This window comes from Lentzea sp. NPDC004789 (genome assembly GCF_053601075.1).
This window is the reverse complement of record NZ_JBSGBE010000002.1, coordinates 257,597-280,878: the sequence shown is the minus strand read 5'-3', so window position 1 is coordinate 280,878 and position 23,282 is coordinate 257,597. Positions and strand designations below refer to the sequence as shown.

The 23,282-nt window shown below is 69.7% G+C and carries 16 protein-coding genes; 8 read left to right on the top strand and 8 right to left on the bottom strand.

Going from position 1 to position 23,282, the window contains the following annotated elements; translation table 11 throughout:
- Positions 1-21 precede the first annotated feature (21 nt).
- Positions 22-828, bottom strand: a complete 807-nt coding sequence (locus ACWEIJ_RS05420; protein WP_449835944.1) for a slipin family protein — start codon at positions 826-828, stop codon at positions 22-24.
- A 49-nt stretch (positions 829-877) separates the two neighbouring features.
- Entirely contained in the window at positions 878-5,146 is a 4,269-nt protein-coding gene (locus ACWEIJ_RS05415; protein WP_449835943.1) for a glycoside hydrolase family 2 TIM barrel-domain containing protein, read from the bottom strand.
- Between the two features lie 134 nt (positions 5,147-5,280).
- Here ACWEIJ_RS05415 and mshC point away from each other — a divergent pair, with 134 nt between their 5' ends.
- Positions 5,281-6,519, top strand: coding sequence for a cysteine--1-D-myo-inosityl 2-amino-2-deoxy-alpha-D-glucopyranoside ligase (gene mshC, locus ACWEIJ_RS05410; RefSeq protein ID WP_449835942.1), 1,239 nt, complete (start codon positions 5,281-5,283; stop codon positions 6,517-6,519).
- A 43-nt stretch (positions 6,520-6,562) separates the two neighbouring features.
- Here mshC and ACWEIJ_RS05405 read toward each other — a convergent pair whose 3' ends face one another.
- Positions 6,563-7,231: an isopentenyl transferase family protein gene (locus ACWEIJ_RS05405; RefSeq protein ID WP_449835941.1), complete on the bottom strand. Its 669-nt coding sequence runs from the start codon at positions 7,229-7,231 to the stop codon at positions 6,563-6,565.
- 164 nt (positions 7,232-7,395) lie between these two features.
- Here ACWEIJ_RS05405 and ACWEIJ_RS05400 point away from each other — a divergent pair, with 164 nt between their 5' ends.
- Complete coding sequence (locus tag ACWEIJ_RS05400; RefSeq protein WP_449835940.1) at positions 7,396-7,971, top strand: LOG family protein; 576 nt, start codon at positions 7,396-7,398, stop codon at positions 7,969-7,971.
- Between the two features lie 36 nt (positions 7,972-8,007).
- On the opposite strand, the gene ACWEIJ_RS05395 is transcribed toward ACWEIJ_RS05400, so the two are convergent.
- On the bottom strand, positions 8,008-8,733 hold the full coding sequence (locus ACWEIJ_RS05395) for an ATP-dependent Clp protease adaptor ClpS (RefSeq protein ID WP_449835939.1): 726 nt from the start codon (positions 8,731-8,733) through the stop codon (positions 8,008-8,010).
- A gap of 33 nt (positions 8,734-8,766) precedes the next feature.
- Between ACWEIJ_RS05395 and ACWEIJ_RS05390 the strand changes: the two genes are divergently transcribed.
- On the top strand, positions 8,767-9,819 hold the full coding sequence (locus ACWEIJ_RS05390; RefSeq protein WP_449835938.1) for a hypothetical protein: 1,053 nt from the start codon (positions 8,767-8,769) through the stop codon (positions 9,817-9,819).
- A gap of 55 nt (positions 9,820-9,874) precedes the next feature.
- Here the strand turns inward: ACWEIJ_RS05390 and ACWEIJ_RS05385 are convergent, their stop codons facing one another.
- The gene (locus tag ACWEIJ_RS05385; protein WP_449835937.1) at positions 9,875-11,671 is read right to left on the bottom strand and encodes a S8 family peptidase; all 1,797 of its coding nucleotides are present in this window, start codon (positions 11,669-11,671) and stop codon (positions 9,875-9,877) included.
- 410 nt (positions 11,672-12,081) lie between these two features.
- On the opposite strand from ACWEIJ_RS05385, the gene ACWEIJ_RS05380 reads away from it, so the two are divergent.
- Positions 12,082-13,182: a S1 family peptidase gene (locus tag ACWEIJ_RS05380; RefSeq protein WP_449835936.1), complete on the top strand. Its 1,101-nt coding sequence runs from the start codon at positions 12,082-12,084 to the stop codon at positions 13,180-13,182.
- 39 nt (positions 13,183-13,221) lie between these two features.
- On the opposite strand, the gene ACWEIJ_RS05375 is transcribed toward ACWEIJ_RS05380, so the two are convergent.
- Positions 13,222-13,716 (bottom strand): GbsR/MarR family transcriptional regulator, encoded by a 495-nt coding sequence (locus ACWEIJ_RS05375; protein WP_449835935.1) that lies wholly within the window; start codon positions 13,714-13,716, stop codon positions 13,222-13,224.
- 83 nt (positions 13,717-13,799) lie between these two features.
- Here ACWEIJ_RS05375 and ACWEIJ_RS05370 point away from each other — a divergent pair, with 83 nt between their 5' ends.
- Both ACWEIJ_RS05370 and ACWEIJ_RS05365 read left to right on the top strand, forming a co-directional pair.
- The gene (locus ACWEIJ_RS05370) at positions 13,800-14,687 is read left to right on the top strand and encodes an ATP-binding cassette domain-containing protein (RefSeq protein ID WP_449835934.1); all 888 of its coding nucleotides are present in this window, start codon (positions 13,800-13,802) and stop codon (positions 14,685-14,687) included.
- Positions 14,684-16,282 (top strand): ABC transporter permease, encoded by a 1,599-nt coding sequence (locus tag ACWEIJ_RS05365; RefSeq protein WP_449835933.1) that lies wholly within the window; start codon positions 14,684-14,686, stop codon positions 16,280-16,282. The genes ACWEIJ_RS05370 and ACWEIJ_RS05365 overlap by 4 nt, the downstream gene beginning before the upstream one ends.
- On the opposite strand, the gene ACWEIJ_RS05360 is transcribed toward ACWEIJ_RS05365, so the two are convergent.
- On the bottom strand, positions 16,212-17,372 hold the full coding sequence (locus ACWEIJ_RS05360) for an MFS transporter (protein ID WP_449835932.1): 1,161 nt from the start codon (positions 17,370-17,372) through the stop codon (positions 16,212-16,214). The genes ACWEIJ_RS05365 and ACWEIJ_RS05360 overlap by 71 nt on opposite strands.
- Positions 17,373-18,099: 727 nt before the next feature.
- Positions 18,100-18,999, bottom strand: coding sequence for a PAC2 family protein (locus ACWEIJ_RS05355; protein WP_449835931.1), 900 nt, complete (start codon positions 18,997-18,999; stop codon positions 18,100-18,102).
- A gap of 48 nt (positions 19,000-19,047) precedes the next feature.
- Here ACWEIJ_RS05355 and metH point away from each other — a divergent pair, with 48 nt between their 5' ends.
- On the top strand, positions 19,048-22,587 hold the full coding sequence (gene metH, locus ACWEIJ_RS05350) for a methionine synthase (protein ID WP_449835930.1): 3,540 nt from the start codon (positions 19,048-19,050) through the stop codon (positions 22,585-22,587).
- On the top strand, positions 22,580-23,236 hold the full coding sequence (locus tag ACWEIJ_RS05345; RefSeq protein WP_449835929.1) for an HAD family hydrolase: 657 nt from the start codon (positions 22,580-22,582) through the stop codon (positions 23,234-23,236). Before metH ends, ACWEIJ_RS05345 begins: the two co-directional genes overlap by 8 nt.
- The last annotated feature ends 46 nt before the right edge of the window (positions 23,237-23,282 follow it).

Here is a 23,282-nt window from a genome sequence, read left to right as displayed (position 1 = left end):
CGAGGGTGTTACCGGGTTAACTCACATGGGCGAACCCGCCGAATCACCCTTGGGCAGTTCGCCCGACGGCTTGTCGGTGATGGTGTTCTTCTCCAGAAACCGCAGCAGCTCGACCGGGAACGGCAGCACGAGCGTCGAGTTCTTCTCGGCCGCCACCTCGACGATGGTCTGCAGCAGCCGCAGCTGCAGCGCCGCGGGCGTCTCCTCCATCGTGCCGGCGGCCTCGGAGAGCTTCTTGGACGCCTGCAGCTCGCCGTCCGCGGTGATGATGCGCGCACGCCGTTCCCGTTCGGCCTCGGCCTGCCGCGACATCGAGCGCTTCATGCTCTCCGGCAGCGCCACGTCCTTGATCTCGACCCGGTCGATGTCGATGCCCCACGCCAGCGCCGGCGTGTCGATCATCAGCTCCAGCCCCTGGTTCAGGTGCTCGCGGTTGGACAGCAGGTCGTCCAGCTCGCTCTTGCCGATGATCGACCGCAACGACGTCTGCGCCACCTGCAGCATCGCGAACCGGTAGTCCTCGACGTTGATGACGGCCTTCGCGGGGTCCGCGACCTTGAAGTACACGACGGCGTCCACGCGCACGGTGACGTTGTCGCGCGTGATGCCGTCCTGGGCCGGCACGGGCAGGGTGACGATCTGCAGGTTGACCTTGCGGAGCTGGTCGACCCCTGGGATGAGCATCGTCAGCCCCGGCCCGCGCACGCCCTGCTGGAGCTTGCCGAACCGGAACACCAGTCCCTGTTCGAACTGCTTGATCACTCTGGCGCTCATCGCGAGGCCGACGCCTCCGAGCACGACCAGCCCGCCGAGGATTTCGAAGATCATGAGCCCCCGCCCTTCGCCGGCGAATGCCTTTGATCTCCAACGGTACGCCCTATCGGCAGCTCAGCACGGGGTTCGCCCAGTCGGCGTGATCCCAGGCGTTGCCGTCACCTCCGTCTGTCACCCGGAACGTCAGCACCGTTGCTCCACTCGTGTCGACACTGACCGGCACGGCCGCGCTTTGTCCTGTGAGCACAGGGCTTCGGTACGCGGTCTGGCCGTCCTCGAGCACCTCGAACGTGACGCTGCCGTTGCCACCGGTCTCGTCGTCGACACCGATCGTGGCGGTCAGCGCCGAGCACCTGCCGCCGGTGTAGACCTCGAACTCCGACTCGGCGTGCGCGCCGACGCCCCGGTCGAACCTCGCGCCGCGGAGGCTGATCGGGTTGCCGTCACCGCCGGAGCTCTCGCCGTTGCTGCGGTCGCGTTCGAGCGGGCCCCAGCCGTTGCGCTCGGTGAGGAACGGCAGCGCGGACACCGCCGTCTCACCCGTCGGCGCGGGCGGGGTGGCGGTGAAGTCCGCGGTCAGGTTCGTGGTCGCCTTGCCCGCGGACACCTCGGCGAACACCGGACGGGTGCCGGTCTCGCCGCCGTCGCGCCTGATGGTCACCTTCGCGGAACCGCCGGTGAGATCGACGGTCTCGGGGCTGACCGCCCAGCTCTCCGGCGCGGTCAGCCGGGCCGTCGTGGTGCCGGGACACGGCTGGGTCACGACCAGCTCGGCCTCGACCTGCTCACCGGGTTCGAGAGCGGTGTCGGCGGCCTTCAGCTCGACGGCGGGCGCGCAGTCCACCCTGCCGCCGAGCGTGCCCGTGGCGGCCTCCGCGGGCGTGAGCGGGCGCAGCAGCACGGAGTACGCGTACTCGTTGCCCGCCTCCACCTGGAACTGCGGCAACGGCTCGTGGAACGTCTCGCTGACGCCCGTCACGCGATGGGACGCGTGCAGGGTGGTCCAGCCGTCGTTCTTCTTGAGCGCGAACGGGTACGGCGCCCGGTCCAGGTCGTCGTAGCGCGAGACCCGCACGTCCAGGTCGCCCGCGACGAGCAGGCCCGCGCGGCCGTCGGACAGCGTCGCCCAGCGGGTGTCCGCGTGGTTGCCGAAGTCCTGCGGCCGGTAGTAGTCGTTGAACTGCCGGTCCACAGTGGACCGGTAGAGGCCGACCGGGTTGCCGGACTTGCGGTCGTCGTAGTTCTCGCCGGGACCGCGGCCGTACCAGGTGAACCTGCCGAACGTGTCGGGGACCTTGAGCGTGAACCCGATGCCGGGCAGGTAGCTCAGGTCGCGCATCCGGTCGCGCGCGGCGACCCGGTGGCCGACGTGGATCTCGCCGTCACCGGTGATCCGGTAGGTGAACGTCTGGCCGAACGACGCGTTGGCGACGGCCTGTGCCGTCGACCTGGCGGTGATCACGGTGTCCGGACCGGACTGTGTGACCGTGACGCTCGACGGTGTGGTCCGCAGCCGGTCGAGGCCGTTGCGGTACCAGGAACCGTCCTCGCTCATGAACTCGTTGGACAGCGGCGCGCGCCACGCGTCCAGCTCCGGCCCCGACTTCAGCAGCTCGGTGCCGCGCACGCGCATCGAGGTCAAGGTGCCGGACTTCTTGCTCACGACATACCGGAAGTCCTTGCCGGACACCACGATCTCGTCGTCGTTCTGAGTGGTGGTGAGCTTGCCGGGAGCGCCGGAGGGGTGCAGGCCGGCGATCTGCGTGCCGCCCACCGGGAACTGCGCGATGCCGACGTCGTTGCCCCGCCGGTCGGTCGCGCGGACGGTGAGCCATCGCTCGGTCTGGGCGTGGAAGTCCGGCAGCGCGACCGTGCCCGGCTGGAGCCTGCCGCGGTGCTGGGCGATCGTGCGGCCGTTGTCCTGGACCTGCCAGCGCAGCTCCAGGTCGTCGGTGCCGGTGAACTGACGCTCGCTGACGATGGTGAGCTTGTTGTCGTGGTAGGAGAACCGGATGGGGGAGTGGACCGCCATCAGCTCGGCGGTCTCCGGCTGTGGCCGGCGATCCGCCCACACCACGCCGTCGACACCGCCGGTGCCCGAGCCGTAGGACTCCTTGCGCCCCTTGTCCTCCAGCTTCTCGAAGTCGAGCGCCAGCACGGCGGAGGTCTTCGGGTCGCCCGCCAGTTCGGCGTCGGTCAGGGCGCGGTGGTAGATCCGGACCTGGTCGATCGTGCCGTGTGCCATGCGGTGCTGAACGTTCTCCTGCATGGTCTCGGCGTTGCGGCCGATGTTGACGGGCCACTGCGACCAGTCGATCGTGCCGGTGTGGGCCAGGGCCGAGACCTCGCGGCCGTCGATCAGCAGCCGGAGCCTCGTACCGTCGAACGTGCCGGTGACGCGGTGCCAGTTGCCGTACCAGTCCGGCGGGACCGTCGCGCGCACGGTGCGCCAGGTGCCGCTGTAGATGTGGAACTCCAGGGTGTCGCGGTCGGCCATCTTCAGCGCGTACTGGTGGTCGCCCTTCGAGATCACCGTGAAGTCACCGGTCCACTCGGCGGGCTTGACCTGGGCGTCGAGCGTGAGCCCCGTGCTCACCTCGTCGAGCCCGCGGTCGCGGTAGACCTCCACGAAGTCGTCGAGCCCGCTGAGCTCCAGCGCTCTGCCGTGCGGACCGTCCACCTGGGACGGTTTGCCGGACAGCCACGTCAGGATGCCGCTCGCGTCGTCCGGGGTGGTGTAGAGCGGCAGCGCGATGTTCTGCTCGGCCCAGTCCCAGATGAAGCCGCCCTGCACCTGCGGATAGGCGCGCACGACGTCCCAGAACTCCTTGAAGTTGCCGAGGCTGTTGCCCATCGCGTGCGCGTACTCGCCCATGATGATCGGCTTGGTGGTGGTCTTCGCCTTGGCTTCGAGGCTCGCGGGCGACGGGTAGCGCGGGCCCCAGACGTCCGCGTACGGCGCGTCACCGTCCGGCGAGTTCGGCTGGTGGTACAGCGGCCGGGTGTCGTTCTTCCTGGCGTACTCGGCCATCGCGTAGTGCGCCTTGCCGAGCCCGGCCTCGTTGCCGGTGTCCCACATGACCACGCTGGGGTGGTTCTTGTCGCGCTGCATCATGGCGACGAACCGGTTGTGGAACGCGTCCTGCCACTCCGGGCGCTCGGCGAGGCAGTTGTCCGGGCAGCCGTCGTGGTGGTGGGTCTCGATGTCGACCTCGTCGGCGATCATCAGGCCGTTGCGGTCGGCGAGCTCGTAGAAGTACGGGTCGCTCGGGTAGTGCGAGGTGCGGACCGCGTTGATGTTGAACCGCTTCATCAGCTCGACGTCTTCTTCCTGGCCGGCACGGGTCACGTACCGGCTGCCGTGCACGGACGTCTCAGCGCGGTTCGTGCCGCGGAACAGCACGCGCTTCCCGTTGATCTTGAGCTGCCGGTCGATGATCTCGATCTTGCGGAACCCGACGGGCTGTCTGCCGGTCTGGATCACGCGACCGTCCCTGAGCAGCTCGACGCGCAGCTCGTAGACGTTCGGGGTCTCGTCGGTCCACTTGAGCGGGTTCGCGACCTTGCCGTCGCGCACGGCGACCTCCCGGCCCTGCGGGTCGAACAGCCTGGTGCGGACCGCGTGACCGGCAGCAGGGCCGCCGAGCCGGACGTCGGTGCTGATCGTGGCGTCGCGGTACTGGGCGTCCAGGTCGGTCTTGATCGTGACGTCGCTGAGGTACGTCCTCGGTGTCGAGTAGAGCCAGACCTCGCGGAAGATGCCGGAGAACCGCCACTGGTCGTAGTTCTCCAGGTGTGAGCCGGAACCCCAGCGGTGGACCTGGACTCTCAGCGTGTTGCGGCCGGGCCCGAGCTTGCTCGTGACGTCGAACTCGGCGGGCGTGTAGCCGCCCTGGTCGTAGCCGACGTACGTGCCGTTGATCCACACGAAGTAACCGCTGGTCACGCCCTCGAACCTGAGCAGGGTCCGGTCCCAGTGCGCCGGCAGGCCGAAGGTCTTCTCGTAGACGCCGGTGGGGTTGACGTCGTGCGGGACGGCCGGCGGGGCGTCCGGGTACATGTCGGTGGGGATGTTGCGGAACATCGGGTGGTCGAGGAAGTCGGTCTGCCACGTGTGCGGCACCTGGACCGTGCGCCACCCGTCGCTCGTCTCCCGGACGTCCTGCGGCCTGTCGAACATCCGCAGGCGCCACTCGCCGTTCAGGCTCAGGCGCTGCTCGGGCTTGAGGTCGGGGTGCGGCGGCTCCTGGTTCTCTCCCGTCATGCGGGGGTTCTCCAGGTACGCCAGCGCGTCCAGCTCCTGCGCGGACGCGGACGCGGTTGCCGGGGACAGGGACAGGGCTATCAACGTGGCGACAACGGCACGAAGCATGCTCTTGGACGCTAGGGACGCGCTGACAACGTCGTCAACGAATGTCCGATCTTTCTGTCCTGACGCATCGGGGGTGGTCGTCCCAACAGCCGGAAAGTGCACTCCGTCCGGCGGCACGCGTTAGTGTCGGACGCATGCAGACCTGGTCATCGATTCCTGTGCCGCGGGTTCCGGGGGACCCCCGACCGCTGCGGCTGTTCGACACGGCTACGGGCGAGGTGCGCCCGACGGCTCCAGGAGACACCGCCAGGTTGTACGTCTGCGGCATCACGCCGTACGACGCGACGCACCTCGGCCACGCCGCCACCTACCTGGCCTTCGACCTCGTGCAGCGCGTTTGGCTCGACAACGGCCACAACGTGCACTACGTCCAGAACGTCACCGACGTCGACGACCCGCTGCTGGAACGCGCCGAGCGCGACCAGGACGACTGGGTCGTGCTCGCCATGCGCGAGACGGCGTTGTTCCGCGAGGACATGGAGGCCCTGCGCGTCCTGCCGCCGCAGGACTTCGTGGGCATCGTCGAGGCGATCCCGGAGATCGTCGAGGTGATCGTCAAGCTCGTGAACGACGGCGTGGCCTACCGCGTCGACGACCCCGAGTACCCGGACATCTACTTCGCCCACAACGCGACCGGCCGCTTCGGCTACGAGTCCAACTACGACGCCGACACCATGGTGAAGCTGCTGGCCGAACGCGGCGGCGACCCCGAGCGGCCGGGCAAGAAGCACCCGCTCGACGCCCTGCTGTGGCGCCTGAAGCGCCCCGGCGAGCCCTCCTGGCCGTCCGAGCTCGGCGAGGGGCGTCCCGGCTGGCACATCGAGTGCAGCGCGATCGCCCACAACCGCCTCGGCATGGGCTTCGACGTGCAGGGCGGCGGCTCCGACCTGATCTACCCGCACCACGAGTACTCGGCCGCGCACGCCGAGGCCCAGACCGGCGAGCACCCGTTCGCCCGCCACTACGTGCACGCGGGCATGATCGGCCTCGACGGCGAGAAGATGTCGAAGTCGCGCGGCAACCTGGTCTTCGTCTCCAAGCTGCGCGCGGAGAAGGTCGACCCGAACGCCATCCGCCTCGCGTTGCTGGCGGGCCACTACCGCACCGACCGCCCGTGGACCCAGGCCCTGCTGGACGAGGCGCTGGAGCGGCTGGCGAAGTGGCGCCGGGCGGCCGCGCTGCCGTCCGGTCCGTCCGGTGTGGACACCGTGACGCGGCTGCGCGACCACCTGGGCAACGACCTCGACACGCCGCGCGCGTTGGCGGCCATCGACGCGTGGGCCGATGAGGCGCTGTCGCACGGCGGCTCGGACACGCACGGTCCGTCGCAGATCCGCACCGCCGTGGACGCGCTTCTCGGCGTGGAGCTCTAGTAGGGCTTTGTCAGGTCACGGTGACCCGGCTCCCGGAGCCGGGTCACTCGTGGTTCCAGCCGAACAGCCGGGTGAACACCTCGTGCTGGTCGAGGCTGTGCTCGTGGTGCACCACCGCGACGAGCTCGGTGAGCTCGGCGATCCCGGCGTCGTCGACACCGGGCAGGTCCTCGGGCTCGACGTGGTTCTCCGCGCACCAGCGCAGCACGGCCTCCGGTCCGTTGACCGACGCGACGAACGCGCGCTGCTCCCGGTGCTGCCAGGCCTTGGCGATCTCGTCGAGCATGCCGTCGGCGATCATCCGCGCGGCGCGGGCGCGCAACCGGTCGAGGTGCGCCCGTTCGCCGGCCAGCGGCAGCACGGTCGCGGTGAGCCGGAACGGGAACCGCCCGCGGCAGTCGGCGAACCTGCGCAGCAGCGAGATGGACCCGCCCTCCACCACCACGTGCTCGTGCGTCCCGCTCAACGCCTCGACCTTGGTCAGGAGCGCGTACGCGGCCTCGTGCACCGGGTAGCCGCCGTCCGGCACCGTCAGATCGGCGAGGTGGTGGCGGCGCGGCCCGTCCAGCCGGGCGCTGGTGACCGGCAGGTCGAGATAGCACTGAATCCGGTCGGCCACGACGATCGGCGCGTCGTGCTCGGCGGCGATCTTCAGTGCGACGTCCGATTTGCCCGCGCCGGTGGGACCGACGACCAGATGCACGGAATTCATTGCTCACTCCTTCGCGGTGGATCTCCTTCCACTTTCACTTCGCATAGCTAACTTGCCAGCGATCTTCAGGTCTGCTTCAGAAATGCGGGTAGTTTCGACCGCGGATGTCCGTTTGTTCCGTGCTCGGTGTTCGACGGTTCGCCGGCGGGGGATATGGTCGCGCCATGCGAATGGGCGTCTATTGCGGTTCTTCGGCCGGACGGGTGCGGCACGTGGAGGTCGCCGCCGACGTCGGCGGGGTGCTCGCCGAACGGGGCATCGAGGTCGTCTACGGCGGCGGCCGGATCGGCACGATGGGAGCCGTGGCCGACGGCGCGCTCAAGGCGGGCGGCTCGGTCATCGGGGTGATCCCGCGGCACATGATCGAGGGGGAGATAGCGCACGACGGCCTCACGAAACTGCACGTCGTGGACACGATGCACCAGCGCAAAGCGCTGATGGCCGACCTGTCGGACGCGTTCGTCGCACTGCCGGGCGGTGCGGGCACCATGGACGAGTTCTTCGAGATCTGGACGTGGGCGCAGCTCGGGCTGCACGCCAAGCCGATCGGCCTGCTCAACGTCGACGGGTTCTACGACCACCTGGTCGCGATGATCGACCACATGGTCGCTGAAGGTTTTCTGAAATCGCCCTATCGCGAGATGGTTCTCGTCGACGACGACTTCGAACGGTTGCTCAATCGTTTAGGTCGGTACGAACCGCCGGTGTACCGGTGGCTGGAAGAGGCGCCAATCGACTAGTTCATCCGATCCGCGCGTTCGAACGTGTCGTTCCCGTTAATTCGCTGAGGCGTTTTCGGGCAATTCGTCCGCGGCTGCCACCAGTTGGTGCTGAATGTGGCTGATGGTCTGGAAGTGCAGCGGTGTCGCTTTGCGGACCAACAGCTGCAGTGCACGGATCTGGCCGAAGGCCACGATCCACTCCTCGACCTCGTCGAGGGTCAGCGTGCGCGGGGCGGCGTTGATCCACTGGTCCCAGACGCGGTCGACGAGCGCGCGGTCGGCGAGCACCTTCCGGTGCCGCCGCCGGAACGACGCCGACCGCCACCGCGACACCGAGACGTCCGGGAACATCCTGCGCAGCACCGCCCGCCGCATCATGATCGGCCGCGGGAAGCGGAGTCCGAACACGACGGTGTTGCGGCGGTAGAGCCCCTCCAGCACCTGGAACGCCGGCTCCCAGCCCCGTGCGACGTGCTCGGGGACCATCACCCGCACGCCGCCGTCGACCCGTTGCGCGGAGAAGATCTCCTCGGCGGCGTCCCCGGCCTGCCGGAGCTCGGCTCGCAGCCCTGCCCGCACCAGCCGCAGCGCGATGGACTCCGCCGTCTCGCGGTCGTGGACGCCGACGCCCGCGCCACCACTCTGGTGGATCATCGTCGTCAGGCCGAGCGCGGTGTCCGCATCGAACCCGCAGACCGTGCGCAGCAGGTGGTTGGCGACCGCGAACGGCGTGTGGTCGTCGTTGTGCACGACGACGGCCCATCTCTCCCCAGGACTCACCGGCAGAGTATGCGTGACGGCCACAATGGACCGATGATGCAGGCGGCACGGCGCGAACTGGCGCGCATGCGGGAGTCGGAAGCGGCGTGGCAGGAGCTGCGCCACGAACCGTCCACCGGTGCGGACGGTCACGCCCGCGACGCGAACGAGACCCGGCGCGCGAAGGTCCTGTGGGCGTTGCAGTACGACCGTCGCCCCGATGACCTGCCGCTGCTGCGGTTCCTCGCCGAGCAGGAGGCGTTGTGCCGCAGGCACGCGCCGTTCCAGGGACTCGGCGAGCAGGCGGCGCTGGCGGGTTTCCTGCTCGCCCGGCACCGGCGGGTCGAGGACGTGTGGCGGCAGTACGAGATCAAGCGCGCCAACTTCGACACCCTGCTCGGCTACGACGTCGAGCACGTGCTGGCCGCCGGGGTCCAGGTCACTCTCGACCACCTCAGGGCGAGCGAGCACCCCGGCCGCGACGAGGCGCTGGAGTACCTGCTCGGGGCGGATGTGGACGAGGAACGCCTGCGGGAGTGGGCGGAGGCCAAGCGGGCCTGGTTCCCGGAGGACCCGGCCGAGGAGGACCCGCTGACGTGGGTGGAGCGGGCGAAGCTGGTGGGGGACCGCGACCTGGCGCGTGCGGAGCTGGACCGGTGGGCGCTGGACCGCCCGCGGGACGCGGGCACGCTGAACCTGCTGCGGTACGAGCTCGCCGGCCTGGGCGAGTTCGCCGAGGCCGCGCGAGTGCAGCGGGAGGCACTGGGGTTCGCGGAGAACGACTGGGACCGCGCGTCGGCGTGGCAGAGCCTGGCCGGGCTCGAACGCCGGGCGGGCGACCACCGGGCCGCGTGGGAGGCGCTGCGCGAGTGCCGTGCGGCGCTGGACGGGGTGGCGCAGTGGCGGGAGTCCGGTCTGGGCCGCGCCTACGTGGAGGAGCTGTTCCTGCTGGCGGGTGCCGCCGGACCGGGGCTCGCCGGTGAGGTGTTCGCCGAAGCCGAACGGCAGGCGCGCGAGGTGCCGGGACTGCCGCCGGTGGTGCTGCGAGCGGCCGCGGAGGCGGCGCTGCACGTCGGTGACGAGGCCGCGCTGCAGCGGTACCTGTGACAGGAGACCGCCCCCGGGGCGGAAGCACCGGGGGCGGTCTCGTCTACCGGTCAGCTCAGACGTCGAGCGTCCAGCTGTTCAACGTGCCGGTGTCCAGGAGCGCCGCGTCGCGCACGCGCAGCGTCCAGGTCCCGTTCGCGGCCTTGCTCGACAGGTCGCGGGTGTAGGTCTCCTTGATGTTGTCGGCCGAGCCGCCGGTCCGGTTGTGCAGGTTGTAGACCGTGCCGTCGGGAGCGACCAGGTCGACCACGAGGTCGCCCTTGTAGGTGTGGGTGATGTCGACCTTGATGGTCGAGGCGGCGGACGCGTTGCCCGAGCAGCCCGAGATCACGATGGTGCTGGTGACCGTGGACAGGTCGGGGATGGCGACCGGGGTGGAGTTGGTCTTGGCGTCACAGCCGCTGCCGACCGGGTTGACCGTCCACGAGAAGGTCGCGGTACCGGTCTTGCCGGCGGCGTCGGTCACCGTGGCGGTCACCGAGGAGGTGCCCGCCGTGGTCGGGGTGCCGGAGATCGCGCCGGAGGCGGACGCCGACAGACCGGCCGGGAGACCGGAGACGGACCAGGTGTACGGCGCCGTGCCGCCGGACGCGGACAGCTGCAGCGAGACCGCGGTGCCGACGGTGGAGGTCTGGTTACCGGGGTTCGTCACCGACGGGTTGCCGGGCTGCCCGCCGCCGAAGAGCGTGTAGAGCAGCTTGTTCGTCGAGCCGGTGCCGGGGTTGGTGATCTTGTTCGGCGTCGCGGCCGCGCTCAGGCCCGCCCACACCGCGGCCGGGCTGTCGGACGGGTGCGTGCCGAGCCACAGGGCAGCGGCGCCCGCGACGTGCGGGGTGGCCATCGACGTGCCGGAGATCGTGTTGGTCGCCGTGTCGTTGGTGTTCCACGACGACGTGATGTTCTCACCGGGCGCGAAGATGTCCGTGCAGGTGCCGTAGTTGGAGAACGAGGCGCGCGCGTCGTTGATGGTCGACGCGTTGACGGTGATCGCCTCGGCGACGCGGGCCGGCGAGGTCGAACACGCGTCGGTGTTCGAGTTGCCGGACGCGATCGCGTAGGTGACGCCGGACGCGATGGAGCGGCGCACGGCCGCGTCCACGGTGTCGTCCGCGCCGCCACCGAGCGACATGTTCGCGACCGCGGGCTTCACCGCGTTCGCCGTCACCCAGTCGATGCCGCTGATGACACCGGCGTAGGTGCCGGAACCCTGGCAGTTCAGCACCTTGACCGCGACGACCTTGGCGCCCTTCGCGAGGCCGTACTGCGAGCCCGCGATGTTGCCGGCGACGTGCGTGCCGTGGCCGTTGCAGTCGGTGTCGTTGCCGTCACCAGAGGTGTTGGTGCCCCACGACGCACGGCCGCCGAACGTCGTGTGCGTGGTGCGGACACCGGTGTCGATGATGTACGCCGTCACGTTCGACGCCGTGGTGTCGTACTGGTAGCTGCTGCTCAGCGGCAGGTCGCGCTGGTCGACGCGGTCCAGGCCCCACGACGGCGGGTTCTGCTGGACGTCCATCAGGTGCACCTGGGCGTCCTGCGACACGGTCGCGACCCGCGGGTCCGCGGCCAGCTTGGCCGCCTGCTTCTCGGTCATCTTCACCGAGAAGCCGTTGACCGCGTGCTGCCACACCGAGCCGAGCTGACCACCGAACTTGCTCGCGAGTTCCGGAGCGGCGGCCCTCGACGCCGTTCCGGCCTTGAGCGAGACGATGTAACTGTCCTTCACGGCCTCGGCGCGGTTGGCGCCGAGGATGGTTCCCACGTTCTCTTGCGCTGAAGCGGCGGGCACCACGGCGGCGGCCAGACACAGGGCGGCAGCGGCGGTGAGTCCCGTACCCAAGACTCTTCGCATTGCAGGGTTCTCCCTCGTGCAGGGAACAGGGTGATCTGCACGCTAGACCTAAACCGCAGGTCAGAGGGATACGCCGATCTGCGCGAACTGTTGACAGATTTGACACTTCGCCTTGAAGCGAATGTTTCCTCTGGGTTGCGGAATTGGGTCGGGAGAACGTATTCGGTTTCCCTATACCAGCCAGTCGACGGGTGTCCACCCCTCGATCGACTCTACCGGTTGGTAGGAACGACGACATAGCGTCGCCCAGACGGAGGAACGAACTGATCGGGCAGTTCGCCGCCTGGGGACGCCATTGCTTCCGGTGTCGTGCGTGGCTGTGTTGCAGCACAGCCGATCTCCTCATCGCGGTTGCCCGGTCCGGCGTTACACCGGTCCCTGCACAACGGAGAAACTGAGGAGAAACGCCTATGAAGCGCATGGTTGTCACGGCTGTCGCCGTGCTGACGGGCGCTCTTGCGACGACGGCTTCCCCTGCCGCTGTCGCCGCACCGCGACCGTCGGCCGGCCTGCTCGCCGCGATGCAGCGCGACCTGGGGCTCGACGCCCAGCAGGCGGTGGAACGGTTGCGTCAGGAAAGCGCGGCCGCGGTGCTGCAGCGCGTCGTGGAGGGTTTCGCGGGTGACAGCTTCGGCGGCGCGTGGTTCGACGCGTCGACCGGCAAGCTCGTCGTGGGCGTGACCGACGCGGCCAAGTCCGACCGGCTGCGCAGGCTCGGCGCCGAGCCCCGCACGGTCGCGCACAAGGCCGGTGACCTCGACGCCGCCAAGGCCAGGCTGGACGCCGAGAAGGCTCCCGCCGAGGTCACCGGCTGGTTCGTGGACACGAAGGCCAACGCGGTGACGATCACCGTGAAGCGTGGTCAGGCCGGCGCGGCGGCGTCGCTGGTGGAGAAGGCGGGCAGCCTCGCCAGGATCGTCGAGACCGACGAGGCGCCGCGGGTGTTGAAGGACGTCCGCGGCGGCGACGCCTACTACATCAACAGCGCCAGCCGGTGCTCCATCGGCTTCGCGGTGCGGGGCGGGTTCGTCTCCGCCGGGCACTGCGGCTCGGCCGGGGACACGGTGGCCGGCGTCGACCGGTCGGCGATGGGCACGTTCCAGGCGTCGTCCTTCCCGGGCAACGACTACTCGTGGGTCAAGACCAACGCGTCGTGGACGCCCACGGCCAAGGTGAACCACTACGGCGGCGCTGACGTCATCGTCTCCGGCAGCACCGAGGCCGCGGTCGGCTCGTCGATCTGCCGTTCGGGCTCGACCACGGGCTGGCACTGCGGCGAGGTCGAGGCCAAGAACCAGACGGTCAACTACCAGGAGGGTTCGGTCAGCGGTCTGACGCGCACGAACGCGTGCGCGGAGCCCGGTGACTCGGGCGGCTCGTGGGTCAGCGGCACGCAGGCGCAGGGCGTCACCTCGGGTGGCTCCGGCGACTGCGACAGCGGCGGCACGACCTACTTCCAGCCGGTCAACGAGATCCTCTCGGTCTACGGCCTGACGCTCGTCACGGGCTGATGAACTCGTGAGTGGTTTCCGCCGCCCGGCGGAAACCACTCACGACCGCTTTTCGAGCCACTTCTCGCGGTGCGCCCGCCACCGGTCCAGCATCGAGCCGAGTTCGCCGTGGCAGAACCGGAAGAACTCGCGCGTCTCGTCCAGCCGCGACCCCGCCTCGGTGCCGGGACCGAGCGTCTCGACGCCCTCGCCGAGCACCTCGTCGACCATCGCGAGCATCTGATCCTTGCGGAACGTCGCCTCGTACCAGACGTTGTCGCGCATCCGGTAGACGTCCCGGCGTGATCCGGGCTCTCTTTCGCGGCTCACGATCTGGACCGTCGTCAGGTAACGCACCGCGCCCGACACCGCCGCCGGTGAGATCTGCAGCAGTTCGGCGATCTCGGCCGCGGTGAGCCGTCCGGAGTCCGTCGCCATCAGCGCCGCGAGGATGCGCGCCGGCATGCGAGGTACGCCCGTGTCCGCGAGAATCCCGCCGAAGCGCTCGACGAACTGGCTCACCGCCTGCTGGTCACGCTGCGTAGCTCTGGTCACGGCGGCATCATCCCCTTTCGTCAGCCGATCGGGCAAAATTTACGTGCTTCACGAAGTTGTGAAATGAGTGTAGCTTACCGGCCATGACATCTGCGATATCCGTGTCGGGCCTGGTGAAGACCTTCGGCCCGACGCGTGCACTGGACGACCTCGACCTGGACGTCCAGACCGGTGAGGTGCACGGCTTCCTCGGCCCGAACGGGGCGGGCAAGTCGACGACGATCCGGATCCTCCTCGGCCTGCTGCGTGCCGACTCCGGCACCGCGCGGCTGCTCGGCGGCGACCCGTGGAAGGACACCGCAGCCCTCCACCGCCGCCTCGCCTACGTCCCCGGCGACGTGAACCTCTGGCCCAACCTGACCGGTGGCGAGGTCATCGACCTGCTCGGACGGCTCCGCGGCGGCTTGAACTCCAAGCGCCGCGAGGAGCTCCTGGAGCGGTTCGAACTGGACCCGCGCAAGAAGGGCCGCACCTACTCCAAGGGCAACCGGCAGAAGGTGGCGCTGGTCGCCGCGCTGTCGAGCGACGTCGAGCTGCTCATCCTCGACGAGCCCACCTCCGGCCTCGACCCGTTGATGGAGGCCGTCTTCCAGGACTGCATCAACGACGAACGCGAGCGCGGCCGCACCGTGCTGCTGTCGAGCCACATCCTGGCCGAGGTCGAGGCCCTCTGCGATCGCGTCTCGATCATCCGCAACGGTCACTGCGTCGAGACCGGCACGCTCGCCGACCTGCGGCACCTGACCCGCACGTCGATCTCCGCCGAGCTGGCCGGCCCGCCCAACGGCCTCACGGCGCTCGCGGGCGTGCACGACCTGGTCGCCGAGGGCAACCGGGTCAAGTTCGAGGTCGACTCGGACAAGCTCGACCTCGCGCTCAAGCAGCTCGTGTCCACCGGTGTGCGCACGCTGACCTCGCAGCCGCCGACCCTCGAAGAGCTCTTCCTGCGGCACTACGAGGACGCGAAATGATCGGCGCTGCCTTCATCGGTTCTGGGCACCTCATCCGGCTGGCCCTGCGCCGCGACCGGATCCTGCTGCCCGTCTGGGTCCTGTTCCTGGTCTTCACGACGCTGTCGACGACGACCGCCCTCGAAGAGCTGTACGGAACGCAACAGTCGCGGGCGCTGCTCGGCGCGACGGCGAACGCCAACTCCGCGTTCCTCGCGATGCTCGGCCCGCTCAACGACTGGTCGTCACTGGGCGGCCTGGTCGTCTGGCGCTGGGGCGTCTTCGCCGGCCTGTTCATCGCGATCATGGCCCTGTTGGTCGTCACGCGGCACACGCGTGCCGAAGAAGAAGCAGGCCGCACGGAGCTGATCGCCGCGACGGTCGTCGGCCGGCACGCACCGCTCGCCGCCGCGGTGATCGTCGCGGGCGGCACGAGCCTGCTGATCGGGGTGCTGCAGGCGCTGGTGCTGATCGGCAAAGGGCTCGACGCGGCCGGTTCGTTCGCGTTCGGCCTGTCCACGGCGTCGGTCGGGCTGGTGTTCACCGGTGTCAGCGCGTTCACCGCGCAGCTGTCGGAGAACTCTCGCGTGTCCAACGCGATCGCCGGCGCGTTCCTCGGCGTCACCTACCTGTTCCGCGCCGCCGGTGACGCGGCGGGGGAGTCGGGCCCGCGGTGGCTGACCTGGCTCTCGCCGATCGGCTGGACCGAGCACGTGCGGTCGTTCGCCGACAACCGGTTCTGGGTCCTGGGCATCTCGCTGGCCGCGTTCGTGGTCCTGGTCGGTGTCTCGGCCTACGTCGTGACGCGCCGAGACGTCGGCCTCGGCCTGCTGGCGACGCGCCTCGGGCGTGCGGAGGGCACGATCGGCACCCCGTTCGGCCTGGCGTGGCGGCTGCAGAAGGGTTCGCTGATCGGCTGGTCGCTGGCGTTGTTCGGGGTCGGCGTGATCTACGGGAGCGTCGCGCAGGCGGTCGGGAAGATGGTCGAGGACAACCCGGCGCTCGGCCAGATCGTGCAGCAGATCGGTGGTGCCGATGCGATGGTGGACGCGTTCTTCGCGACCGTCACGCAGCTGCTCGGCCTGATCTCGTCGATCTACCTGGTCCAGGCCGTGCTGCGGTTGCGCTCCGAGGAGACCTCGCTGCGCGCCGAACCGCTGCTCGCCACGCCGGTCTCGCGGTGGGGCTGGGTCGCCTCGCACGCGGCGTTCGCCCTGGTCGGCGGCGCGGTCGTGCTGGCCTGCGCGGGGCTCGGCCTCGGCCTGGTGCACGGCGTGCAGACCGGCGACGTCGGCGGGGTGCTGCCGAAGCTGCTCGGCGCCGCACTCGTGCAGCTCCCGGCCGCGTGGGTGATCGCGGGCGTGGCGCTCGTGCTGTTCGGGCTGTTCCCGCAGTTCACGGGCGTGAGCTGGGCCGTGGTGTCCGTGTCGCTGGTGATCACGCTGCTCGGCCCGGCCCTGCGGCTCTCGCAGTGGGTCATCGACGTCTCGCCGTTCAGCCACGTCCCGAAGTACCCGGACATCGTCGCCGGGCCGCTGCTGTGGCTCAGCGGGGTGGCGGTGGTGCTTCTGACTGCGGGGTTCGCCGGGTTCCGGCGCCGCGACCTGACCACGTGATGACCGCCGGCACCGTGATCAGCAGCGCGGCCGGGACGAGGAACCCCAGCAGCGGATGCGACTGGTAGAGCGGAACGAACGCCAGCGGGGCCGCGGCGGCGCCCATGAAGCGCAGTGACTGCACGACACTGACGCTGCCGCCCCTGTTGGCGTTCTCGCTCTGCAGCACCAGCGCGTTGACGCTCACCATCACCCCCTGCGCCGCCGCCCCGGTCAGCGCCCACGCGATGACCACGACCGCGGCGAACGGCGTCGTCCCCACCGCCGCGATGAGCCCACCGCCGAGCGTCGCGCCGACGACCACCGTGGTCATCGCCCCGAACCTGTCGATGGCCTTGCCCACCTGCCGCGCGGTCAGGAACCCGACGATGCCGAACCCGGTGAGCAGCACCCCGCGTTCACCCGCGCCCAGCCCGAACACGTCGTCGAGCCGGAACGCCACGAGGAACGACAGTCCGCCCAGGCACGCCCAGCCGACGAACGCGACCGCCGCGGGCCGCAGCGTGCTCGGCACGAACGCACTTCTGATGCTCGCGTCGCGCTCCGGTTCGGCGTCCATCTGCGGCACGCCCAGGACGGCGATTCCCACGGCCACCAGGGAGATCACCACGAACGCGAGCCGCCAGTCGATCTCGGCGGTGAGCCCGCCGACCAGCGGTGCCGACGTCTGGCCCGCCGCCTGCATCGACCCGAACAGCCCGAGTGCGCGGCCGAGCTTCTCCTTGGGGGTGGAGGCGGCGATGACGGCCAGCAGCACCGGCATGGTGAAGCTGTTCGCCGCGCCCTGCAGCGCCCGTGAGGCCAGCAGCACCTCGAACGTCCACGAGCTCGCCGCCAGCGCGGAGGCCGCGGCGTAGGCGATGTAGGCGATCCGGACCGTCCGCTGTGGACCCCAGCGTTGCGCGAGCGTCCCGGACGCCAGCATCAGCACGGCGAACGGGACGAGGTAGAACGTCAGCGTCGAGGCCGCCGCACCCGGCGACCGGCCGAAGCTGGTGCCGATCTCGGGCAGGATCGACGTCGTGATGGCGCCGCCGAACGGCCCGATCAAGGCGCCGGCGTACAACCCGGCGCGTGCCAAACGGCCCACAGACACCTCCGCCGCCCCACCCTAGCGGCGAAGCGACGACAATGGTTAGCGCAGCTAAGTTTTCCTGACGCGGGGCCCTCGCGTCCTCTCCTGGAGTACGAAAGCTCCCCGCGTACACCATCGCGCGGTCGCCGCGAGCCGCTGCCGGGCAACTTCGCCCTGTTGCGCCGAAGCACACGCGGGGCCCTTTCGTCCTCTTCTGGAGTACGGAAGCTCCCCGCGTGCATCATCGCGCGGTTGTCGCGAGCCGCTGCCGGGTGGCTTCGCCCTGTTGCGTTGAAGTGCACGCGGGGGCCTTTTGTCCTCTTCTGGAGTACGGAAGCTCCCCGCGTGCACCGTTGCGCGGTTGTCGCGAGCCGCTGCCGGGTGGGTTCGCCCTGTTGCGTTGAAGTGCGCGCGGGGGCCTTTTGTCCTCTTCTGGAGTACGGAAGCTCCCCGCGTGCACCATCGCGCGGTTGTTGCGAGCCGCTGCCGGGTGGGTTCGCCCTGTTGCGCTGAAGCGCACGCGGGGCCCTTTCGTGCGCTTCTGGAGTACGGAAGCTCCCCGCGTGCACCGTTGCGCGGTTGTCGCGAGCCGCTGGCGGGTGGGTTCGCAGTGCTGCGGCGAAGTGCACGCGGGGAGCTTTCGTACTCTCCTGGAGTACGAAAGGGCCCCGCGTGCCGTCAGAACGTGGGGGCGTTGCGTTTTCCCGGAGGGACGCGGGGCCCGCGTTTTCGGTGGAAAGGGCTAGCGGGGGCCCGTTGACGGCCAGCCCGGGCCGCGGCCGCGGCGGCGCAGGTAGCGTTCGAACTCGGCAGCGATGTCGTCGCCGGACGCCTCGGTGATCTGGATGGCCGCGTCACCGCGCTCCTCCAGCGCGCGCACGTAGTTGCGCACGTCCTCGTCCTCGTCGGCCATCTCGGAGACGGTGCGCTCCCACTCCTCGGCCTGCTCGGGCAGCGCGCCGAGCGGGACCTCGATGTCGAGGACCTCCTCCACCCGGTGCAGCAGGGCCAGCGTCGCCTTGGGCGAGGGCGGCTGCGACACGTAGTGCGGCACCGCGGCCCAGAAGGAGATCGCTGGAACGCCCGCCTGCACGCACGCGTCCTGGAACACGCCGACGATGCCGGTCGGGCCCTCGTACTTCGAGTGCTCCAGGCCGAACTTCGCGGCGGCGTCGGGGTCGTAGGCGGTGCCGGTGACCGGCACGGGACGGGTGTGCGGCGTGTCCATGAGCAGCGCGCCCAGCGTCACCACGGTCGTCACCCCGAGGGCGTCGACGTGCCCCAGCAGTTCCGCGGCGAACTTGCGCCACCGCATGTTCGGCTCGATGCCGTGCACGAGGATGACGTCGACCGAGGAACCCGGCGGCCGGCACACCGAGAGCCGTGTCGTCGGCCAGTCGACCCTTCGGGTGACGCCGTCCACCATGCGGACTGTGGGGCGCGTCACCTGGAAGTCGTAGTAGTCGTCCGGGTCGATCTCGGCGAGCGGGGTGGCGTCCCAGGTGAGTTGCAGGTGCTCGATGGCGGTGCTCGCGGCATCGCCCGCGTCGTTCCAGCCTTCGAACGCGCAGACCATGATCGGGCTCGTGAGCGGTTTGCGCGAGGTCGAGGGGGTCGGGGATTCCTGGGACGGATCGTTCACGGCGCCAGACTACGGCCTCCTCCAGTCAACTCATCGTAGGCTTGGCCCATGCGTGATCGCGGAGCGTCGCCGTTGCTGGAAGCGCTGGTGAACCGGGTTGTCGTCGCTGACGGCGCCATGGGCACCATGCTTCAGGCCGCTGACCTCTCCCTCGACGACTTCAACGGTCTGGAGGGCTGCAACGAGATCCTCAACGTCACCCGCCCGGACGTCGTGAAGGCCGTGCACCGCGGCTATCTCGAGGTGGGCGTGGACGCCGTCGAGACGAACACGTTCGGCGCCAACCTCGCCAACCTGGCCGAGTACGACATCGCCGAGGAGATCTTCCGCCTGTCCGAACGAGGTGCCGCGCTCGCCCGTGAGGTCGCGGACGAGTTCAGCACGAAGGAGCAGCCGCGGTTCGTGCTGGGCAGCGTCGGTCCCGGCACCAAGCTGCCGACGCTGGGCCACGCCCCGTTCGCGACGCTGCGCGACGCCTACGTGGAGCAGTGCAGAGGCCTGCTGGCCGGCGGCGTGGACGCGATCATCGTCGAGACCTCGCAGGACCTGTTGCAGACCAAGGCGTCGATCATCGGCGCCAAACGCGCGATGGCGGCCGAGGGCCGGGTCGTGCCGATCATCGCGCAGGTCACCGTGGAGACGACCGGCACGATGCTGCTGGGGTCGGAGATCGGCGCCGCGCTGACCGCGCTGGAACCGCTGGGCATCGACCTGATCGGGCTCAACTGCGCCACGGGTCCCGCCGAGATGAGCGAGCACCTGCGGACGCTGTCGAAGCATGCGCGCGTCCCGTTGTCGGTGATGCCCAACGCCGGCCTGCCCGAGCTGGGCCCGAACGGCGCGGTCTACCCGCTCGGCCCGGAAGAGCTCGCCCAGGCGCTGGCGGGGTTCGTCACCGAGTTCGGCGCACGGCTCGTCGGCGGCTGCTGCGGCACGACCGCCGAGCACCTGCGCCAGGTCGCCGAGGCCGTGAGGGACCTCGGACCGTCCGCGCGCAGGCCGCGCCCGGAGCCCGGCGTGTCCTCCCTGTACCAGGCCGTCCCGTTCAAACAGGACGCTTCGGTGCTGATGATCGGCGAGCGCACGAACGCCAACGGCTCCAAGGCGTTCCGCGAGGCGATGCTGGCCGAGAAGTGGGAGGACTGCATCGAGATCGCGCGCGACCAGACGCGCGAGGGCGCCCATTTGATCGACCTCTGCATCGACTACGTGGGCCGCGACGGCGAGGCGGACATGCGCGCGCTCGCGTCCCGGCTGGCCACCGCGTCGACGCTGCCGATCATGCTCGACTCGACCGAACCCGCGGTGCTGCAGGCCGGTCTGGAGTGCCTCGGCGGCCGGTGCGCGGTCAACTCGGTGAACTACGAGGACGGCGACGGCCCCGACTCGCGGTTCCAGAAGATCATGCGGCTCGTCTCCGAGCACGGCGCGGCGGTCGTGGCGCTGTGCATCGACGAGGAGGGCCAGGCCCGCACCGCCGAGTGGAAGGTCCGCGTCGCCGTCCGGCTGATCGAGGACCTCACCCGGAACTGGGGCATGCGGCGCTCCGACATCATCGTCGACTGCCTGACGTTCCCGATCTCCACCGGCCAGGAGGAGGTCCGCCGCGACGCCGTCGAGACGATCGAGGCGATCCGCGAGCTCAAGCGCCGCTATCCGGACGTGCAGACGACCCTGGGCCTGTCGAACGTCTCCTTCGGACTGAACCCGGCCGCGCGGCAGGTGCTCAACTCGGTGTTCCTGCACGAGTGCGTGCAGGCCGGTCTGGACACCGCGATCGTGCACGCGTCCAAGATCGTGCCGATGGCCCGCATCCCCGACGAGCAGCGCGCGGTGGCCCTGGACCTGGTCTACGACCGCCGCCGCGAGGGCTACGACCCGCTGCAGAAGCTCATGGAGCTGTTCGAAGGCGTCACGACGAAGTCGAACAGTGCTTCCCGCGCCGAGGAACTGGCCGCGCTGCCGTTGTTCGAACGACTGGAGCGCCGGATCGTCGACGGCGAGCGCAACGGGCTGGAAGGCGACCTGGACGCCGCGCTGGAGCAGCGCCCGGCGTTGCAGATCATCAACGACACGCTGCTCGCGGGCATGAAGACGGTCGGCGAGCTGTTCGGCTCCGGCCAGATGCAGCTGCCGTTCGTGCTGCAGTCCGCCGAGGTCATGAAGACCGCCGTCGCGCACCTCGAACCGCACATGGAACGGTCGGAGGACGGCGGCAAGGGCCGGATCGTGCTCGCCACGGTGAAGGGCGACGTCCACGACATCGGCAAGAACCTCGTCGACATCATCCTGTCCAACAACGGCTATGAGGTCGTGAACATCGGCATCAAGCAACCGATCAACGCGATCCTCGAAGCCGCCGAGGAGCACCGCGCGGACGCGATCGGCATGTCCGGTCTGCTGGTCAAGTCGACCGTGATCATGAAGGAGAACCTCGAGGAGATGAACTCCCGGGGTGTCGCCGCGCGGTGGCCGGTGCTGCTGGGCGGTGCGGCGCTGACTCGCGCGTACGTCGAGAACGACCTGACCGAGATGTACTTCGGCGACGTCCGCTACGCGCGTGACGCGTTCGAGGGCCTGCGCCTGATGGACGCGATCATGGCGGCCAAGCGCGGCGAGGCACCGCTCGCCGACCCCGAGGCGCAGGCGAAGGCCGCGGAGCGCAAGGCCCGCCGCGAACGTTCGCTGCGGATCGCGGCGGCCCGCAAAGCCGCTGCCGAACCCGAGGAGACGTTCACCGGCCGTTCGGACGTGGCCGCCGACAACCCGATCCCGGTGCCGCCGTTCTGGGGCAGCCGGGTCGTGAAGGGCATCCCGGTCGCCGACTACTCAGCCCTGCTGGACGAACGGGCGACGTTCATGGGCCAGTGGGGTCTCAAGGGCACCCGCGGCGGCGGCCCGACCTACGAGGAGCTGGTCGAGACCGAGGGCCGCCCGCGCCTGCGCTACTGGATGGAACGCCTTGCCACCGAAGGGGTTCTCGCCCACGCGGCGGTCGTCTACGGCTACTTCCCGTGCGTGTCCGAGGGCGACGACCTGATCATTCTGGAAGAGCCGTCGGTGCGGTCGCCCGAACGCTTCCGCTTCACCTTCCCGCGGCAGAAGCGCGACCGCCGGCTGTGCCTGGCGGACTTCTGGCGTCCGCGCGAGTCCGGCGAGGTCGACGTCATCGCGTTCCACCTCGTGACGATGGGCCGGCCGATCGCCGACTACGCCAACGAGCTCTTCGGCAAGAACGCCTACCGCGAGTACCTGGAGGTCCACGGCCTCGGCGTCCAGCTCACCGAGGCGCTGGCCGAGTACTGGCACAAGCGCGTCCGCGAGGAGCTCGTGTGGCCGTCAGGTCTGTCCGTGGCCTCGGAGGACCCGTCCGACGTCGAGGAGTTCTTCCGGCTCGGCTACCGCGGCGCGCGCTACTCGTTCGGCTACGGCGCCTGCCCGGAGATGGAGGACCGCAAGCGCATCGTCGACCTGCTGGAACCCTCGCGCATCGGCGTGACGCTGTCCGAGGAGCTCCAGCTGCACCCAGAGCAGTCAACCGACGCCTTCGTGGCGCACCACCCGGAGGCGAAGTACTTCAATGTCTGACCTTTCCGCCGTTCTGTGGGACATGGACGGCACGCTGCTCGACTCCGAGAAGCTGTGGGACATCCCGCTCTACGAGTACGCCGAGAAGCTCGGCGGAACGCTCTCCCTGGAGACCCGCGAACGCATGGTGGGCACGAACGTGCCGACCACGATGCGCCTGCTGTTCGCCGACGTCGGCATCGACCCTTCCCCCGAGGACCTGGTGGACGGCGCCGCGTGGATCTCGCGCCGCACCGAGGAGGTCTTCCGCGCCGGGCTGCCGTGGCGTCCGGGAGCCGCGGAGGCCTTGCGCGCGGTGCGCGCCTCCGGTGTGCCGATGGCGCTGGTGACCTCGACCGAGCGGGCGCTGACCGAGGTCGCGCTGGACACGATCGGGCGGGATCTGTTCGACGTCACCGTGTGCGGGGACGAGGTGGACGGGCTGAACAAGCCGCTGCCCGAGCCGTACCTGAAGGCGGCGCGGCTGCTGGGCGTCGATCCGGCCCGGTGCGTGGCGATCGAGGACTCGCCGACGGGCGTGGCGGCCGCGGTCGCCGCCGGGTGCACCGTGCTGGTGGTGCCGTGCGACGTCGAGGTGGAGCCGGGGGAGCGGCGGATCTTCCGCGACTCGCTCGTCGGCGTGGACCTGGAGGTCCTGAAAGCCCTCTGAGCCGAGCGGCGGTGTTCACCGACGGCGACGGGTTGCTGACGTCTCG

Excerpts from the sequence above, each read along its gene's own strand:
- ACWEIJ_RS05420 (WP_449835944.1), bottom strand. The coding sequence starts at position 828 with ATGATCTTCGAAATCCTCGGCGGGCTGGTCGTGCTCGGAGGCGTCGGC.
- ACWEIJ_RS05415 (WP_449835943.1), bottom strand. The coding sequence starts at position 5,146 with ATGCTTCGTGCCGTTGTCGCCACGTTGATAGCCCTGTCCCTGTCCCCG.
- mshC (WP_449835942.1), top strand. The coding sequence starts at position 5,281 with ATGCAGACCTGGTCATCGATTCCTGTGCCGCGGGTTCCGGGGGACCCC.
- ACWEIJ_RS05405 (WP_449835941.1), bottom strand. The coding sequence starts at position 7,231 with ATGAATTCCGTGCATCTGGTCGTCGGTCCCACCGGCGCGGGCAAATCG.
- ACWEIJ_RS05400 (WP_449835940.1), top strand. The coding sequence starts at position 7,396 with ATGCGAATGGGCGTCTATTGCGGTTCTTCGGCCGGACGGGTGCGGCAC.
- ACWEIJ_RS05390 (WP_449835938.1), top strand. The coding sequence starts at position 8,767 with ATGATGCAGGCGGCACGGCGCGAACTGGCGCGCATGCGGGAGTCGGAA.
- ACWEIJ_RS05385 (WP_449835937.1), bottom strand. The coding sequence starts at position 11,671 with ATGCGAAGAGTCTTGGGTACGGGACTCACCGCCGCTGCCGCCCTGTGT.
- ACWEIJ_RS05380 (WP_449835936.1), top strand. The coding sequence starts at position 12,082 with ATGAAGCGCATGGTTGTCACGGCTGTCGCCGTGCTGACGGGCGCTCTT.
- ACWEIJ_RS05370 (WP_449835934.1), top strand. The coding sequence starts at position 13,800 with ATGACATCTGCGATATCCGTGTCGGGCCTGGTGAAGACCTTCGGCCCG.
- ACWEIJ_RS05365 (WP_449835933.1), top strand. The coding sequence starts at position 14,684 with ATGATCGGCGCTGCCTTCATCGGTTCTGGGCACCTCATCCGGCTGGCC.
- metH (WP_449835930.1), top strand. The coding sequence starts at position 19,048 with ATGCGTGATCGCGGAGCGTCGCCGTTGCTGGAAGCGCTGGTGAACCGG.
- ACWEIJ_RS05345 (WP_449835929.1), top strand. The coding sequence starts at position 22,580 with ATGTCTGACCTTTCCGCCGTTCTGTGGGACATGGACGGCACGCTGCTC.